The sequence below is a fragment of the Candidatus Eisenbacteria bacterium genome (assembly GCA_013140805.1).
Classification (GTDB): Bacteria; Eisenbacteria; RBG-16-71-46; order RBG-16-71-46; family RBG-16-71-46; genus JABFRW01.
Genome location: JABFRW010000031.1, coordinates 34,872 through 52,098, shown reverse-complemented (window position 1 = coordinate 52,098; position 17,227 = coordinate 34,872). Strand labels below are relative to the sequence as shown.

The 17,227-nt window shown below is 66.5% G+C and carries 7 protein-coding genes; 2 read left to right on the top strand and 5 right to left on the bottom strand.

Annotated elements, in window-relative coordinates; all coding sequences use genetic code 11:
• The 3 genes from HOP12_03325 to HOP12_03315 all read right to left on the bottom strand — a co-directional run.
• On the bottom strand, nucleotides 1-693 hold a 693-nt coding region (locus HOP12_03325), incomplete at its 3' end, for a hypothetical protein (GenBank protein ID NOT33181.1).
• Entirely contained in the window at nucleotides 690-2,072 is a 1,383-nt protein-coding gene (locus tag HOP12_03320) for an MATE family efflux transporter (protein NOT33180.1), read from the bottom strand. The genes HOP12_03320 and HOP12_03325, both read right to left, overlap by 4 nt.
• Nucleotides 2,073-2,085: 13 nt before the next feature.
• On the bottom strand, nucleotides 2,086-3,135 hold the full coding sequence (locus HOP12_03315) for an NAD-dependent epimerase/dehydratase family protein (protein ID NOT33179.1): 1,050 nt from the start codon (nucleotides 3,133-3,135) through the stop codon (nucleotides 2,086-2,088).
• Between the two features lie 116 nt (nucleotides 3,136-3,251).
• Here HOP12_03315 and HOP12_03310 point away from each other — a divergent pair, with 116 nt between their 5' ends.
• Together HOP12_03310 and HOP12_03305 are read left to right on the top strand one after the other, a co-directional pair.
• Complete coding sequence (locus tag HOP12_03310) at nucleotides 3,252-11,831, top strand: hypothetical protein (GenBank protein ID NOT33178.1); 8,580 nt, start codon at nucleotides 3,252-3,254, stop codon at nucleotides 11,829-11,831.
• A gap of 63 nt (nucleotides 11,832-11,894) precedes the next feature.
• On the top strand, nucleotides 11,895-15,218 hold the full coding sequence (locus HOP12_03305) for a hypothetical protein (GenBank protein NOT33177.1): 3,324 nt from the start codon (nucleotides 11,895-11,897) through the stop codon (nucleotides 15,216-15,218).
• 4 nt (nucleotides 15,219-15,222) lie between these two features.
• Here HOP12_03305 and HOP12_03300 read toward each other — a convergent pair whose 3' ends face one another.
• The gene (locus tag HOP12_03300; protein ID NOT33176.1) at nucleotides 15,223-15,984 is read right to left on the bottom strand and encodes a response regulator transcription factor; all 762 of its coding nucleotides are present in this window, start codon (nucleotides 15,982-15,984) and stop codon (nucleotides 15,223-15,225) included.
• Nucleotides 15,981-17,093 (bottom strand): sensor histidine kinase, encoded by a 1,113-nt coding sequence (locus HOP12_03295; protein NOT33175.1) that lies wholly within the window; start codon nucleotides 17,091-17,093, stop codon nucleotides 15,981-15,983. The genes HOP12_03300 and HOP12_03295 overlap by 4 nt, the downstream gene beginning before the upstream one ends.
• Nucleotides 17,094-17,227 lie beyond the last annotated feature (134 nt).

Sequence of the window (17,227 nt, the reverse complement as noted above, 5' to 3'; positions counted from 1 at the left end):
GTCATCGAGGGTCCGCTCGAGTTCGGCGAGTGATGCATCCCACTCACGGCGTTTCTGCATCACCAGTGCTCGACCCAGGCGCGCTGCGGCCCGAGCGCGACGGATCGATGAGGAGTCGCCCGTCGGCAGCGCCCCGAGGGCGCGGTCGAACAGAGATTCGGCGCGCGCGTGCTCCAGCATTTCGTGTGCTAGCCGCCCGGCCGCGAGCAGTTCCGGTACTACGCCAGAATCCCCGCCCGCGAGCCGCGTCCGGGTGAGCGAGTCGATGGCCGCCGACGCATCGCGCGCGCGCTCCCACGCGTATCGAGTGTCCCGCGCGTCCGGTGAATCGAAGTCCGCAAGTCGCGCCATGAGCGGTTCGAGCGCCGTGAAGTCCTGGATCGCGAGCCGTGCGCGGGCGCGCGCGACAACGGACGCCTCGTCCTCGACTCCCAGCCTGGTGGCTTCGCGCGCGGCCTGATCGGGCTGTCCGGAGTCCAGAAGCAGCCACACGCGCTCCGGGCTCGGTCGGACGGCGGGCAGGGCCGCCAGCAGTGCCCGTTGAGCTTCGAGCTGAGCGGCGACTGGGGAGAACAGTCCGGTGTCGGGCAGCGCGACCGCGACGGAGCGAGTCGCGGCTCGAGCGGCCACCGGGACGGTGGCGGCGCCCTGGAGCAGCGCATACGTGAAGATTGCGAGCGCGGCGCGCGTCATGAACCCGCGGCGATCGGGATCACGGGCGACGGCACGTTGACGGGACTGGAGAGTTTGCGCACGAATTCACGACGCAGCAACAGCAAACTGAGGATCATCTGCACCGTCACCGCGGCGACCGAGAGGTACCAGATCCAGTAGAGCTGGAACCCGTCCATGCGAGACAACAGGAGGCCCGGCACCACGAGCACCAGCAATCGTACGAACGAGCTGATCAACGATGGAATCGTGTTGCCGAGCGCCTGGAACATGCTCGAAACCACGAACACGATGCCGGCCGCCACGAAATTCCACGACACGATGCGCAGGTACTCGTCTCCCACCGCGACGACCTGCGGGTCGGATGAGAACAACCGGATCATGGCGGCCGGCGCGACATGGCACAGCAGCGCGAACACGGCCATCACGGCGATCGAGAGCAACACCGCCGAGCGAAACACTTCGCGCACCCGATTCAGATGATGTGCGCCGAAGTTCTGTCCCGCCACCGGGGCGACCGAGAAGCCGAGTGCCACGACGGGCATGAAGCCGGCCTGCATCACGCGCATTCCGATCCCGAACCCGGCCTGAGCGGCGGCACCGAACGGGCGGCTGATCGCATAGATGACGAATAGATAGACGGCCATGAGTGCGAACTCGGCGCCGGCCGGAAGCCCGATCTTGAGCAACTGTCCCCACAGGGCCAGCTGCGGCTTCCAATCGGCACGCATGAAGCGCAAGTAGGACTCGCGCGGAATGAAGTAGGTCAGCAGCCACGCGGTTCCGATCGCGATCGCAATCAGTGTCGCCAGCGCCGCCCCGGCCACACCCATGGGTCGATCCGTGAACCAGCCGAAGATCAGAAACGGCGCGAGGATCATGTTGAGCACCACGGTCGCCGACTGAACGATCATGCCGGGCATGAAGTTGCCGGTGCCGCGCAGTGCGGCAGCCATCGACACCATGGCGAACTGGAGTGCGGTCGCGGGGATGAACCACCGCAGGTACTCGTCCGCGAGGCGCGCGGTCTCGGCATCGGCGCTCAGATTGTCGACGTACACGCCACGCCCCAGCATGGCGATTGAGAAGAAGGCGATGCCGACGAACACCGACAGCACCTGCGACTGGTTGAAGACCAACAGCGCTCGATCGGGTTCCTTGCGCCCGGCTGCATGCGAGATCAGCGTGGTGGTCCCCACCCCCAGCATCTGAGTCATCGCGAGCACGACGAACATGAGATTGCCCGCCACTCCGACGCCGGCCACGGCTTCCTTGCCGAGCCTCCCCACCCAGTACAGATCGACGAGGAAGTAGAGCGTCTGAAACAGCATGGTGACGAGCATGAAGCCGCTGGTCTGCAGCAGATGCCGCGTCACCGAACCTGTGGTGAGATCTTTCAAGAGCCGGACTCCGCTAGAAGAACAGCCTGGCGATTCCGAGCGCGCCCTGTTTCCACGGCACCCGGTGTGAGACTCCCGAGCGGTTGGCGAACTCGCTTCGGTGAGCCAGATACCACTCGAAGTTGCGAACCAGCGCCTGCCGGTTGGAGTACTGAGATCGATAGCCCAACAGTCGCTCGGCCTTCTCGATCGAGACGAACGAGTCCTTACTGGCGGTCTCGTACACCCATTTGTAGAGCGGAGAGAGTCGCAGCGCGTCGAGGACCCGCAACGTCCAGATCAGCGGAGCGGACGGGAATCCGCGCACCCGCTTGCCGAACCCCGCGCGGTCGAGCACCGCCTGGTAGTCCTCGCGCATGGTCAGGAACTCCCGCGCACCGATGTTGAAGGTGTCGTTGACGATCGCGGTATCGAGCGTCAGGCAGCGCTCGATGGCCTGACACAAGTCGGCGACGTCGAGCAGCTGATAGCGATTCTTCCCGTTTCCGATCATCGGGAAGCTGCGCCCTTCCTGCGCCCAGTCGTATAACAGCGCGAATACGCCGAGTCGCTCGGGCCCGATGAAGCTCTTGGGGCGCAGAATCGGGACGCACATCCCCCGGGCGCGAAACTCGTGGCACACCGACTCGGCTTCGACCTTGGCCTTGCCGTAGGGACCCACGCCATCGAGTCGATCCGTCTCGAGCAGTGGATGGTGGTCCGGAATCCCGTAGACCGCAGTCGATGAGATGTGGACGAAGCGCTCGACTCGATTCCGTTCCGCGCTCTCGAGCAGCCGACGCGTGCCGTCGATCCCGGTGGTGAGGATTTCGTGCGAGGGGTAGAGCGGCAGCGCCATGGCGCAGTGCACGACCAGTCGAACTCCGCGCATAGCGGACTCGACGGTCTCGCGGTCGCGAATGTCGCCCTGGATCGCCTCGATGCGATCGCGACAATCGACGTAGTCGAACGACAGCAGGTCGAGCGAGCGCACTCGGTAGCCGCGCTCGAGCAGATGGCGGATCAGATTGATGCCGTTGAAGCCCGAGCCACCAGTGACCAAGATGAGCGGAGCGTCGTTCATTGCCGTGCATGTTGCCACACCGCTGGCCCGTCGACGAAGCCGGCCTGATAGTATGCGCAGGCCTCAATCCTGCGGCCGTGCCCACCACGGTCATCTCGCGGAAGGAGCGCACACCGTTGGCAGCGAGCCCTGCAACGAGCGAGCCTCACCTTCGTCCGATCGGTCTCGACTCGAGCCCCCTTCACGGGGAGCTGCTCGGCGTCGAGCGCCTCGAAGAACGCGCCCGCGCACTGGCGGCCGGGTTCACGTTGTCGCGCCATCCGCGGCGCGGGCCCTTGCTGCTGCGGCAACTCGATGCCGATGCTCGGGTGCTGCGCGATGCCTATCGCCGAATCGCCGCCGACGTGCGACATGGCGAGGCGATCGCGCCGGGCGCCGAGTGGTTGCTGGACAACTTCCATCTCATCGAGGGCGAGATCCGCGAGATCCGCCACCACCTCCCGACTCGCTACTACCAGGAACTGCCCAAGCTCGCGGCCCGTGATCGCGCGGGAATGGCTCGCATCTTCGCCATGGCGGTCGAGTTGCTGCGGTACAGCGACGCGCGACTCGACGCCCGCCGGCTCGATCGCTTCATGAATGCGTTTCAGACCGTTGCAAGCATCAGCATCGGCGAACTGTGGGCGTGGCCGAGCATGCTCAAGATGGCCCTGATCGGCCACTTGCGACGATTGGCTGAGGAACTGCTGGAGAGCCGTGACGGACGCCGAAGCGCGGACCGGCACTTCGCGGCATTTGAGCGTCATCACGGATCCGAACGGCCTGCCCCGCTGCCACGGCAGCTCCATGTCGCGTTCGTCGATCAGCTGCTGCAGCGGATGCGCGAGTACGGCGCGGCGGCGGCCGAGCTTCGATCGCAGCTGGAAGAGCGGCTCGGCCGGGGCGGCGTCACCGTCGAAGAGGCCGTGCGAGCCGAGCATCAGCGACAGGCGATGGGCAGCGTGTCGATGGGCAATTGCATCACGAGCCTGCGGCTGTGCGCGACGCTCGACTGGAATCAATACTTCGAGAGCGTCAGCCTCATCGAACAAATCCTCATGCGGGATCCGAACGGCACCTATGGCCGCATGGACTTCACGAGCCGCGACCGCTACCGGCACGCCGTCGAGGAGTTGGCCGAACCGACCGGCGAAGCTCAGGTTCGCGTCGCGCTGCGTGCGATCGAGAGCTCCCGCGAGGCCGCGGAAGCCAATGGCTTCGGATCACTCGCCGCCCACGTCGGCTATCACCTGATCGGTGGCGGGCGGCGCGGCTTCGAGGTCGATGTTGCGCACGCACCACGACTTCGCCTCCGATTCACTCGCGCGATTTTCGGGCACGCGACGACGTTCTATCTCGGAACCGTCGCCTCGTTGACCCTGCTGGGAGTCGCGCTCGCCGTCTGGGGCGCCCAAGCACAGGGCGCCGCCACCTCGAGCTTCGCGTGGGTGGCCGCGATCGCATTGCTGCCGGCCGCGAGCTTCGCGGTCGCGACCGTTCATCGCGTCGTGCATCGCATCGTCAAACCGCGACGCCTCCCGCGTCTCGACCTTCGTGATGGCATTCCCGTCTCGGCCCGCACGATGGTGGTGGTCCCGACCCTGCTCGCCTCGGTCGACGGGGCGCGCGCGCTGGTCGAGCATCTCGAGGTGCACGCGCTCGGGAACAACGATCCGAGTATTCACTTCGCGCTGCTGACCGATTTCGCCGACGCCGACGCCGAACACCTCGCGGGCGAACAGGAGACGCTCGAAGCGGCCATCGCCGGCATCGAGGCGCTGAACGTCCGCTACGGGGCGGGCCGAAGTGACCGCTTCTACCTGTTCCATCGCGCGAGAAGGTGGAACGCGAGTGAAGGCGTGTGGATGGGCTGGGAGCGAAAGCGTGGGAAGCTCGAGGAATTCAATCGCCTGCTGCGGGGAGCGACGGACACCAGCTTCGTGATCACGCGCGGCGAGCTCTCGATCCTCCCCCAGGTGCGCTACTGCATCACGCTCGACAGCGACACGCGGCTGCCGCGCGATTCCGCGCGTCAGTTGATCGGCGTGATCGAGCATCCGCTCAATCGCGCCGTGTTCGATCCCGCCCTGCGCCGTGTGGTGCGGGGATACGGCATGCTGCAGCCGCGCGTGAGCGTCACGATGGCGAGCGCCGCGGGATCCCTGTTCGCGCGAGTCTATGCAGGACACACCGGGATCGATCCCTACACCACCGCAGTCTCGGACACCTACCAGGACTTGTTCGGCGAGGGCACCTTCACCGGCAAGGGCCTCTACGACGTCGATGCGTTCGCCGCCGCACTCGAAGGGCGAGTGCCGGAGAACGCGATTCTCTCGCACGATCTGTTCGAGGGTCTGTATGCGCGTTGCGCGCTGGTGTCGGACGTCGAGCTGGTCGACGACTTCCCCTCCAGCGTCCTGGCGCACGCGCGGCGTCAGCATCGGTGGGTCCGCGGCGACTGGCAGATCCTGTTGTGGCTGCTGCCGGTGGTTCCGACGCGTCGCGGGCTCGAACGCAGCCGCCTGCCACTCATCAGCCGCTGGAAGATCCTCGACAACCTGAGACGCAGTCTCGAGGCTCCGGCGATGCTTGCGTTTCTGGCCTCCGCGTGGACCTGGATGCCGGGCTCTCCCCTGCCGTGGACGCTCGCGGCACTCGCAGTGCTCGCCTTCCCGATGTTCCCGGTCGGATTGCACTTCATTCGCGGTCCTCGGCCGCAGCAGCCTCTCGGCGTATTCCTGCACGACGTCTGGGCGGAGTTCCAGACGGCCGGTGCACAAGTCCTGCTCGAGATCGCGCTGCTCGCGTATCACGCCTACGAAATGCTGCACGCGATCGCCCTGACGCTGATTCGAATGGTGATCACGCAGCGTCGTCTGCTCGAGTGGGAAACCGCCGCGACGACCGCCGCGCGCGCGGCGCATCTTCTGGCCCGCGAGGGACGGCGCGCTTTCGTCGCCGAGATGTGGGCCGGGCCGGCGGTCGCGATGGTGGCGTTGCTCGGCCTCCTACCGTTGCGAGCCAGCGCGCTCCCGGCGGCCCTGCCATTTCTGCTGCTGTGGCTCGGCTCGCCGCTCGTCGCGTGGTGGTTGAGTCGGCCGGTCGTACCGCGGCGACTCGCTCCCAGCCCGGAGGATATCGCGCTGTTGCGACGCATCGCACGTCGCACCTGGCACTGGTTCGATCGCTTCCTGCACGAGCGCGATCACTGGTTGCCGCCCGACAACACCCAGGAGGATCGCGAGCCTCGCATTGCCCACCGCACTTCACCGACCAACATCGGGATGGGCCTTCTTTCGACGCTGGCCGCACACGACCTCGGCTATGTGCGCACGGCCCAACTGATCGAGCGGCTCGAGCGCATGCTCGGAACGGTCGAGAGCCTCGAGAGTCACGAAGGGCACATCCTCAACTGGTACGACACCGAAAACCTCGCTCCGCTGTTGCCGCGCTACGTCTCGACCGTCGACAGCGGCAATCTCGCCGGTGCGCTCATGACGCTGGCCGCCGGCCTTCGCATGCTGGGCGATGGCGCCGACGACGAGGAGCGCGTGCGATCGGGCGCTGCGGATGGTGCTGGGGTGCTGGTCGAACTGCTCACCTCGCTGCGGCGCGAGTCGCAAGGCGTGAAGGCGGCGCTGCAGTCGAGCAGCACTGCGCTGGGGATCGTCTACACGCTCCAGCAGCGCCTCACCCACGACGCGGAGGCGCATCGAACGACGTCGCACTCCGCAGAACTGAGGTCATTCGATCGCGAGTTGACCGCGGCGCTCGACGAAGTGGTGCGCTGGGGCGTTCCGGGTTCGACGCGGGACCAGATCGCGGAGTGGGGTGCTTCGCTCCACGAAGCGATCGAGCGCTGCCTCGAACCGCCGGGTGCGGGCGGCGCGGTACGCGAACGGCTCGAAGCACTCGCGGCGCGGTGTGATGCGCTGGTCGACCGGATGAGCTGGAAGTTTCTCTACGATCGCCCGCGCGGCATGTTCTCGATCGGTTTCCGGCTCGCGACTGCGGACGGCCCGGGGCGGCGAGACGCGTCGTTCTACGACCTGCTCGCTTCCGAGGCGCGACTCGCGAGCTTCATCGCGATCGCGCGTGACGAGGTCCCGCAGGAGCACTGGTTCCGCCTGTCACGCGCACTCCTGAGCGTCGAAGGGCGTGCGGCACTGGTTTCGTGGAGCGGATCGATGTTCGAGTACCTGATGCCGCTGCTCATCATGCGCAATCACCCGGACACGCTGCTCGAGAACACGCACCGTGCGGTGCTGCGCGCGCAGATCGCCTATGCCCAATCACAGCGCGTGCCGTGGGGCATCTCCGAATCGGCGTTCGATCTGGTGGACCAGCACGGCAACTACCAGTACAAGGCGTTCGGTGTCCCGGGACTGGCGCTCAAGCGCGGTCTGGCGGAGGACCTCGTCATCGCGCCGTACGCGACCGCGCTCGCGGCGATGGTGGATCCCGCGGCGGCCGCCGCGAACTTCCGAAGGCTGGCGCGCGAGGGTGCTCAGCGATCGTTCGGCTTCTACGAAGCGCTCGACTTCACGCCTCGTCAGCGTCCCGTCGACACGCCCCACGCCGCCGCCGTGACGGATCGTGTCCGTCTGGTGCGCGCGTTCTTCGCGCATCATCAAGGCATGAGCCTGGTCGCGCTCACCAACGCGGTACTCGGCAGCCCGATGGTGCGCCGCTTCCACTCGGATCCGCGCGTACAGGTCACCGAGCCGCTGTTGCAGGAGCGCGTGCCGCGCTACGTACCGGTCACGCGACCTCGCCCCGCAGAGTCCACACGCGTCGGGCCCCCCACGCTCGAGGCGGCACCGCGACGATTCCGGTCACCGCACACCAGTTTCCCGAGCGCGCACTTCCTCTCGAACGGCCAGTACACGGCGGTCGTGACGCACGCCGGTGGCGGAGCGAGCAGCTGGCGCGGGCGTTCCGTGACGCGACAGCGCGAGGACGCGACGTGCGACGCGGGCAGCCACTTCATCTACCTGCGGGACGTGCGCAGCGGCCTGCTGTGGTCCGCCGCGTATCAGCCGGTGTGTCGAGAACCCGAACGCTATGAGGTGCGCTTCCTCGCCGACGAAGCGGTGTTCCACCGCTCCGACGACGGGATCGTGACGCACCTCGAGATTACGGTGTCCCCGGAGGACGACGTCGAAGTACGACGCATTTCGCTCGTCAACACGACGGATCGGCTGCGCGAGATCGAGATCACGAGCCTCGTCGAGGTGGTGCTCGCACCTCCTTCCGAGGACCTCGCGCATCCGACCTTCCTCAAGCTGTTCCTCGAGACCGAGTATCGGCCGGAGTGCGGCGCGATCCTGTGCGGAAGACGGCCCCGCTCGCCCGACGAACCGGCACCGTGGGCCGTACATGTGCTCAGCGCCGAAGGCGGTGTGCATGGCGCGGTCGAATGGGAAACCGATCGCTCGCGCTTCGTCGGTCGCGGCCGCACACCGGCGAATCCACAGGCGCTCGACGGCCGGCCGTTGTCTGGAACGACTGGCGCGGTGCTCGATCCGGTGCTGAGCCTGAGGCGTCGCGTCCGAATCGCTCCCGGTGGACAGGTGCGACTCTCGTTCGCGACCGGTGTGGCGCTCAGCCATGCCGCCGCGATCGCCCTGGCGGAGAAGTACGACGATTCCGCGTCGGCATCACGAACGTTTGCACTCGCGACGACCCAGACCCAGATGCGACTCCGACATCTCGGGCTCTCGACCGATGAAGCGCAACTCTACGAACGACTGGCTTCGCGAGTGCTGTGGACCGATGCGTCGCTGCGTGCGGCACCGACCTTTCTCGAGGCCAATACGCTCGGGCAGTCGGGACTGTGGGCCCATGAGATCTCGGGCGATCTTCCGATCCTGCTGGCGCGTGTCGTCGAGGAGAACGATCTCGGACTGGTGCGGCAGGTGTTGAGAGCTCAGGAGTACTGGCGACTCAAGGGCCTCAACGCCGATTTGGTCATTCTGAACGATCATCCGGTGAGCTACCTGGACGAGATGCACGAGCGCTTGCAGGAGCTGCTGGAGAACGGCCCGTGGGCGGCGTGGAAGCATCGCCCGGGCGGCGTCTATCTGCTGCGGGGCGACGGCATGTCCGACGCGCAGCGCATTCTGCTCATGGCCTCGGCTCGCGCGGTACTGAGCGGAGAACTCGGCGAGCTGGCCGATCAGCTCGATCTGCCGCGTCCGATCCCCACGCTGCCCCGCGTCAAGTTCGCAGCGAAGGCGGAAGAGTCGACGCCGGTGGAATCGGACACCGAGATCGAGGCGCCGGTCTTGTCGCACTCGAACGAATTGGGCGGATTCGTCGCGAACGGTCGCGAGTATGCGGTGGTGTTGTCCGGCGATGCCGACACGCCTTTGCCGTGGGTCAACGTCATCGCCAATCCGAACTTCGGCACCGTGGTCGGTGCGACCGGTGCCGCGTGGACGTGGGCCGAGAACAGTCGGGAGAATCGCCTCACGCCGTTCGGAAACGATCCCGTCAGCGAGTTCAGCGGTGAAGCGATCTTCCTGCGGGACGAGGACTCGGGCCGCGTTTGGGGCGCCACTCCTGGCCCGCTTCCACGCTCGCCTCAGGGTGGGCGCTGGGTCACGCGACATGGCGCGGGGGTGACCCGTTTCGCCCATCGCGAACGCGGAATCGAGTGCACAACGGAAGTGTTCGTGCACCCGACCGAGTCGCTCAAACTCACGCTCATCACGCTCACCAACCACGGCGCGTCCGCGCGCAAGGTGGCCGTGTTCGCGTACAACGAGTGGGCACTGTGCCCACCGCGGGCGGGCGAGCAGCGCTTCGTGATCACCGAACGCGATCGGGAAAGCGGGGTGATCCTGGCTCGCAATCCCTACAACACCGACTTCGCGAGTCGGGTGGCCTTCGCAGCCTCGCATCCCGCCGCCACCTCCGCGACCGGCGATCGCCTCGAATTCCTCGGCCGCAACGGCTCGCTGCAACGGCCCGCCGCCCTTACGCGTGAGCGATTGGGTGAACGATTCGGCGCTGGCCTCGACCCGTGCGCGGCGCTCCAGGTACCGGTGGCGCTCGCCCCGGGCGAGTCGAAGCAAGTCGTACTGTCGCTCGGTCAGGCTCCATCTCGGGAGCGCGCGATGGATCTCGCGCGTCGCTTCGCAACCCCCGCCGCTGCGGTAGAGGTGCTCGCGCAGGTCGGCCGCGCATGGGACGAGATTCTCGACACCATCCAGGTTCGAACTCCAGACGATTCCTTCGATCTGTTGATGAATCGGTGGTTGCTCTATCAGTCGCTGGGCTCACGGGTGTGGGGACGCACCGGCTTCCATCAACCGGGCGGAGCGTTCGGCTTCCGCGACCAGCTTCAGGACCTGATGGCGTTCACGTTCGCCGGTCCCGAGCTGTTGCGGGCCCACCTCCTGCGCGCCGCCGCGCGTCAGTTTGTCGAGGGTGACGTGCAACATTGGTGGCACGACCACTCGGGGCGAGGCGTTCGGACCCATTGCTCCGACGATCGGCTGTGGCTTCCGTTCGCGGTTTCCCATTACCTCGCCACCGTGGACGATCCTGCGGTGCTCGACGAACGGATCGCGTTTCTCGAAGCGCCGCCGCTCGGAGCGGGTGAGCCGGATGCTTATGGACAGCCCGAGCGATCCGCGCAGAGCGGTTCGCTCTACGAACACTGTGTGCGCGCGATCGAGCGTAGCCTTACCATGGGCGCACACGGCCTGCCCCTGATCGGTAGCGGGGACTGGAACGACGGCATGAATCGCGTCGGGCATCGTGGCCGCGGCGAGAGCGTTTGGCTCGGCTGGTTCCTGTCACGGGTCCTGCGTGAGTTCGCGGCCGTCGCTGAAGCGCGCGGAGACGCCGAACGAGCGGTGAGATGGCGCGGAGAGTGCGAATTGCTCGGCCGCGCACTCGAGCAGGCCTGGGATGGCGAGTGGTATCGGCGCGCGTACTTCGATGATGGCTCCCCGCTCGGTTCCGCGCAGTCGGCGGAGTGCCGGATCGACGCCATTTCGCAGAGTTGGGCAGCGCTCTCGGGCACCGCTCCCACTCGCCGCGCGGAACGCGCGATGGATGCCGTGCGCATGCAGTTGTTGCGGCGTGACGCCGGTGTGATTCAGCTCCTCACGCCGCCGTTCGACCGCGCGCCGCTCGACCCCGGTTACATCAAGGGGTATCTGCCCGGAGTACGCGAGAACGGCGGACAGTACACACACGCCGCCTTGTGGACGGTGATGGCGATGGCGCGCCTTGGCAGCGGCGACGAGGCCGTCGAACTGTTCCACATGATCAATCCGATCAATCACACGCGCACCCGGGCCGACGTCGATCGCTACAAAGTCGAGCCGTACGTGGTTGCCGCCGACGTCTACACGCATCCCTCCCACATGGGCCGCGGGGGCTGGACCTGGTACACCGGCTCCGCGGCGTGGATGTATCGCCTCGGGCTCGAGTCGATTCTCGGCATCGAACGCCGGGGCTCAGCATTCGCCATCGCTCCGTGCATTCCAGCCGCGTGGGACGGCTTCTCGGTCGAGTGGCGGTACGGCACGGCCCGCTACGACATTCGCGTCGAGAACCCGGCACACCGCAACCGCGGAGTCGCGGAGGTCGAGTTGGACGGCGTCGCGGTGAACGCAGCCGCGATCCCGCTGGTTTCGGATGGTCGAACTCACCACGTCCGTGTCGTTTTGGGAGAGCCGGTCCCGGTAGGAAGTGTATAGTCGGTCACCGCGAAGCGGGCTATGAGATTCGCTCCGAGGCTGCGACACCCGAGGTCAGGTCACATGCGCCGGAATCTCTCGCATCATTTGCTGTCTCTGGGCTTCGGCACTCTGCTGGCCGTGCCCCTGTTGATCGGAGTGCTCGGCCGCGAAGCGTCCGGCGCGCCGGTGTTCTCGCGCGCCGCGCCGGCGAGCCGAACTCGTCTCGCTGCGGACGCCGAGTCGAACGGTCGAGACGTCACGATTCTGAATCTGGATCTTGCCGAGCTGACCGCGTTTCGAGGCGCCGGAGGCGGTCGGCTGAGCCTGCCGACGAATGCCGGCGAAGTGCGTCTCGTGTTGAAACCATTCGATGTATTGGGCGGCGGGCAGGTGACGTTGAGCGGCGCGACCGGCACTCGTCCGGCGGGCGCGAACGTTTCGTTGTTTCGCGGCCAGGTCGATGGAGATGCGGATTCCTGGGCCGTGATTGCCATGTCGCCGACGGGAGTCAACGGCACCTTCGAGTCCAACGGGCGCCGCAGGGTGCTGGCGCCGCTCGGAGCGACCGTTGCGGGAGCCGCGCCGCAGCTGGTACTGGCCGACGACACTCGTGATGAGTCCCTCAGCGCGGCGCGCTGGCAGTGTGGCGTCGAGGGCGCCGACGCCGAGCGAGCGCTCCGAGATCCCGCCCGAGCGGGGCGTGATCGATTGCGACTTCCCGGCGCCGAGGCGCTGGCGACCAGCAGTCGCCTGCAATTGAAGATCGCGGTGGATTGCGACTTCGAGATGTTCGCGAAGCTCGGCGGCGAGCCCACCGCTGCAGCGCGCTACATGCTCGTCGTGCTCGGTACCATTTCACTGATCTACGAACGAGACGTGAACTGCAATTTGATCTTTCCGTATCTCAACTTTTGGACCGACTCGAACGATCCTTACACGGCCAGCACGACCCAGGCACAGCTCCCGCAGTTCCGGAACTACTGGAACGCCAATCGCAGCGGTGTCAGCCGCTCGCTCGCGCACCTGGTATCGGGTCGCAATCTGGGTGGCGGCATCGCGTATCTCGATGTCCTGTGTGGTTCTTTCGGATACGGAGTGAGTGCGATCGACGGCAACTACACCTATCCGAACAACGCGACCACCTGGGACATCGAGGTCATCGCCCACGAACTGGGTCACAACTTCGGCTCGCCACACACACACAGCTGCGATTGGCAGGCGGGCGGCTTCGTCCCGGTCGGCGCCCTGCTCGACACTTGCAACACCGCGGAGGGCTCCTGTAATTCGGCTTCACCTCGTGTGCCCCCCGACAAGGGGACGATCATGAGTTACTGCCACCTGCTGTCTGCGGGGATCAGTAACATCCGGCTCGATTTCCATCCGGCATGCAAGACCGTAATGCGCATGGCGGCCGAGGATGCGACGTGCGAAACCGTCGTGGCGCTGCAGCCCCCCACGGAGCTGATCGGTACTCCGACCTCGACCGGAGTCCAATTGAGCTGGACGCCGGGCACCACGAGCGGCGTGACGTCCTACGACGTGCACCGCAGCCGCTATCAGCTGGACGTCGCAAGCCCGAAGCGCGGCAGCACGAGCTCTCTCGGTTTCACGGACGAGGGATTCGGCACCTATTTCTACCGCGTCCGTTCGATCGGAGCAGCCGATTCCTCGCAATTCAGTGGCGAGCTGAAGGTCACGGCGTGCGGACTCGCAACCGCCAGCTCATTTCCGACCGGCGGTGGACCGATCGCTGCGACGCGAGGCGACTTCAATGAGGACGGAATCGAGGACCTCGCGACTCCGAACTTCGTGGACGGCACGGTCTCGGTCCTGTTGGGCGAGGGAGTCGGCGGAGTCGGTGCCGGATCATTCGCCTCTCCGCTCACCTATTTCGCCGGAGCGTTGCCCTCGTGTGCGGTGAGCGGGGACTGGAACGGAGACGGCATCGCCGATCTCGCAATCGGCAACAATGGAAGCTCGAACGTGTCGATCCTGTTCGGCAAGGGCAGCGCCGGGATCGGCAATGGACAATTCATGTCGAGCTCGACGGTGTCCGGCGTGAGCGCGCCCATGGACCTCGCCAAGGGCGACTTCAATGAGGACGGCATTCTCGATCTGGTCGCGGTGGGAGGCGCGAGCACCGCGACCCTCCTGTTCGGCAATGGAGCGTCCGGGGTCGGCAATGGCACGTTCAGCGTCGGGCCGACGCTCACGGATCTCATTTCACCGCGCGCCGTCCAGGTCGCGGACTTCGACGAGGACGGCATCTGGGACCTCGCGATCGCCCACGATCCTGGCGCCCGTGTGTATCGGGGCGCTGGTACCGGTGGTAAGGGCAACGGCACGTTCGGGCCCGGCACCACCTACCCGTGCGGCGTGACGCCCTTCAGCATCGCCGCGTCCGACTTCGACGCGGACGGCATCGTCGATCTGGCGATCGGAAACATCACATCGAACAACATCTCGATCCTGATCGGTCAGGGGAACGGCGGCATCGGAACCGGAGCGTTCGTCGCGGGCGGCAGCTTCCCGGCCAACGATGCGCCCTACGGCGTGAAGGTCGCCGACTGGAGTGGAGACGGCATCGTCGATCTGGTGGTCGCCAACAACACGTCGGCGCGAAGCGTATCGATCCTGGTCGGCGGCGGCTCCGCAAGCGTCGGCGACGGCTCGTTCGACGCCCCCACCACGTTTGCGACGACCGGCCCTCCTCGCAACACGCAGGTGGGAGACTTCGATGAGGACGGCGCGACCGATGTCGTGTCGGTCAACGCCTCGAGTTCGAGTGTGAACCTGCTCGAAGCCTCATGCCTGCCGACTCTGACTCCGAGCCTCGCGCTCGTGCAGCCCGACGGCGGCGAAGTGTGGCTGACGGGCGAGGAGCGCGAGATCCAGTGGGCACTGGGCCCGGGCGTGGTTGCGGTCCATCTCGAAGTTTCGAGAGATGGCGGCGTCAACTGGCAGCGCATCGCCGAACACCTGATCGGCACCTCCTTTCCGTGGACCGTGACGGAGCCGTTCACCAGTTCGGCCCGCGTCCGTGTGGTCGATGCCGTGTTCGCGAGTCGATCCGACGCGAGCGACACGACGTTCACCATCGTTTCGCCGGCCGCGGTCGCGGCTCCGACGCCACCGCGACCGCGACTTGCGCTCGCCGGCGCGTGGCCGAACCCCGCTCGGCGGCAACTGACGGTTGCGATCTCGCTGCCGGACGGAGCGCCGGCCACACTCGAGCTGCTCGATCTCGCGGGCCGTCGCCTCGCCGGTCGCTCGGTGGGTGGCCTCGGTGCCGGCACTCACCAGGTCAGTCTCCTCCCCGAACGCGTGTTGCCTCAGGGCGTCTACCTGTTGCGACTCGCGCGCGCAGGCGAAACGCGTTCCTGCAAGGTCGCATTCGTTCAGTAGGTCGTCAGGCCAGCAGCCTCGAACGAAAGCGGCGGCTCAGTTTGAGCGTGGTGCCGTCGTCCAGCACCACGTCGTAGTCGCCGTGGCTGGCTGGAATCACTTCACGAACACAGTCGACGCGCACGATCGTACCGCGATGAATGCGCGCGAATCGTTCCGGATCGAGTCCGCGCTCCAAGTCCGAGAGTGTCGTGCGCACCAGGTGCGAGTGCCCTTGCAGGTGCAGTTCCGCGTAGTTCGATGCTGCGCCGATCCAGCGCACTTCCATGGCGGGCACGATCACGAATCGATCGCGGGTTCGCACCGCGAAGCGATGAATCTGACGTCGGCCATCGGCCGTGGCCGCTCCTCGAACGTGGTCGAGCAGCGCAGAAAGTCGCCCCGGTCCCTCACGCGCTTCCCCGCGTGCCAGTTCGAGACGGGCGCGTTCGAGTGCCTGGCGAAATCGCTCTTCGCGTACCGGTTTGAGCAGAAAGTCGACTGCGGCGAGATCGAACGCTCGCAACGCGTGGCGCTCGTGAGCGGTCACGAACACGACTTCGGGAAGATGTTCGCCACCCACGGCTTCGATCACGTCGAATCCATCTCCCTCCGGCATCTGCACGTCGAGGAACAGCAGGTCCGGCTGCTCACGTAGCACCATGCGAGTCGCATCCGCGGGCGTGCCGGCTTCGCCGACGATCCGCACGTCGGGCTCGCTGGCCAGCCACAGCCGCAGTCCTTCGCGGGCAACCGGTTCGTCGTCGACGATCGCGACCCGGATCACGTCGCAATCTCCGTGCGATCGACGGTGCGCCACGGAATGCGAACGCGCACCCTTCCCCCGCCTGCGGGCGCGTCCCCACACGTGAGTTCCCCGGCCGCCCCGTAGAGGAGTTGCAGCCGTTCGCGGATGTTTGCGAGCCCGATCCCACTCGCGTCGGCGGCCATCGCGGCGCCGAATCCGGGTCCGTCATCCGCGACCTCGATCTGCAGCACCCCGGCGTCGCGCCGCGCCGAGATACGCAACCGCCCTCCGCGGGCGGTCGCGAGCCCATGCTCCAGGGCATTCTCCACCAGGGGTTGCACGAGCAAGGCCGGAACGCGGGCGTCGAGTGTCTCCGCGTCGATCTGCAGGTCGACCGCCAGTCGGTCGGGGAAGCGGAGCCGCTGAAGACTCAAGTAGCGTTCGACGAATGCGATCTCTTCGGCGAGCGAGAGTTCGTGGCGGCCCGGCGATTCGAACGAAGCTCGAAGCATCGCGCCGAGGTCGCCGATCGCCCGATCGACCGCCGGGCCGTCACCGCGGCGCGCCAGCACCGCGAGGGTATTGAGCGTGTTGAACAGGAAGTGCGGATGAATCTGCGCCTGAAGGCTTTCGAGCCGCGCGGCGGTGACGGACTGTGCCAGGCGGGCGGTTGCGACTTCGCGCTCGGCGGCCTCGCGACGCGCCTGCAGAAGCAACAGCACCATGACGATCGCGGCGTAGACGCTCATTTCCATCCCGACGTAGAACGCATACATGTGGAGCAATCGATGGCCGGTCGGCAGATCCACGATCGCGTTGGAACCGAATCGCGCATTCGCCATCACCCAGTGGAACAGCAGAATCAGGCTCAGATGCAGCGCCACGAACACACCCGCGCCTCCGAAGTGGGCGAACAGGGTGCGGGCGGTGCGGCCCGGCCGGAACGGGAAGCGTGAGGTCATGAACGCACACCACGGCGAGGCGATCACCACGGTGACCCACATCGGAATCACGCGATGCAGAAACTCGGGACCGGTCGCCGGGTTGCCCTCGAGGATGCGGGTCAGCGTGGTGCGGAAGAGCTCGAGTAACGCGAGCAGCGCGGCAATGGACAGCGCCGTGGCGGTGGTGCGAAGGGGTTGACGCATGCAACCCGATCCTAGCATCGGTGCCGATCCGCACCGCGCGGTCGCAATCCCGCTCGTCCCCGTGCCGATCCCGCCCATCCCGACGCAGTAGCCGCAGCCGGCAGAGGCCATCACTTTGAGCGACGCCACCACGC

Excerpts from the sequence above, each read along its gene's own strand:
- HOP12_03305 (NOT33177.1), top strand. The coding sequence starts at position 11,895 with ATGCGCCGGAATCTCTCGCATCATTTGCTGTCTCTGGGCTTCGGCACT.
- HOP12_03315 (NOT33179.1), bottom strand. The coding sequence starts at position 3,135 with ATGAACGACGCTCCGCTCATCTTGGTCACTGGTGGCTCGGGCTTCAAC.
- HOP12_03295 (NOT33175.1), bottom strand. The coding sequence starts at position 17,093 with ATGCGTCAACCCCTTCGCACCACCGCCACGGCGCTGTCCATTGCCGCG.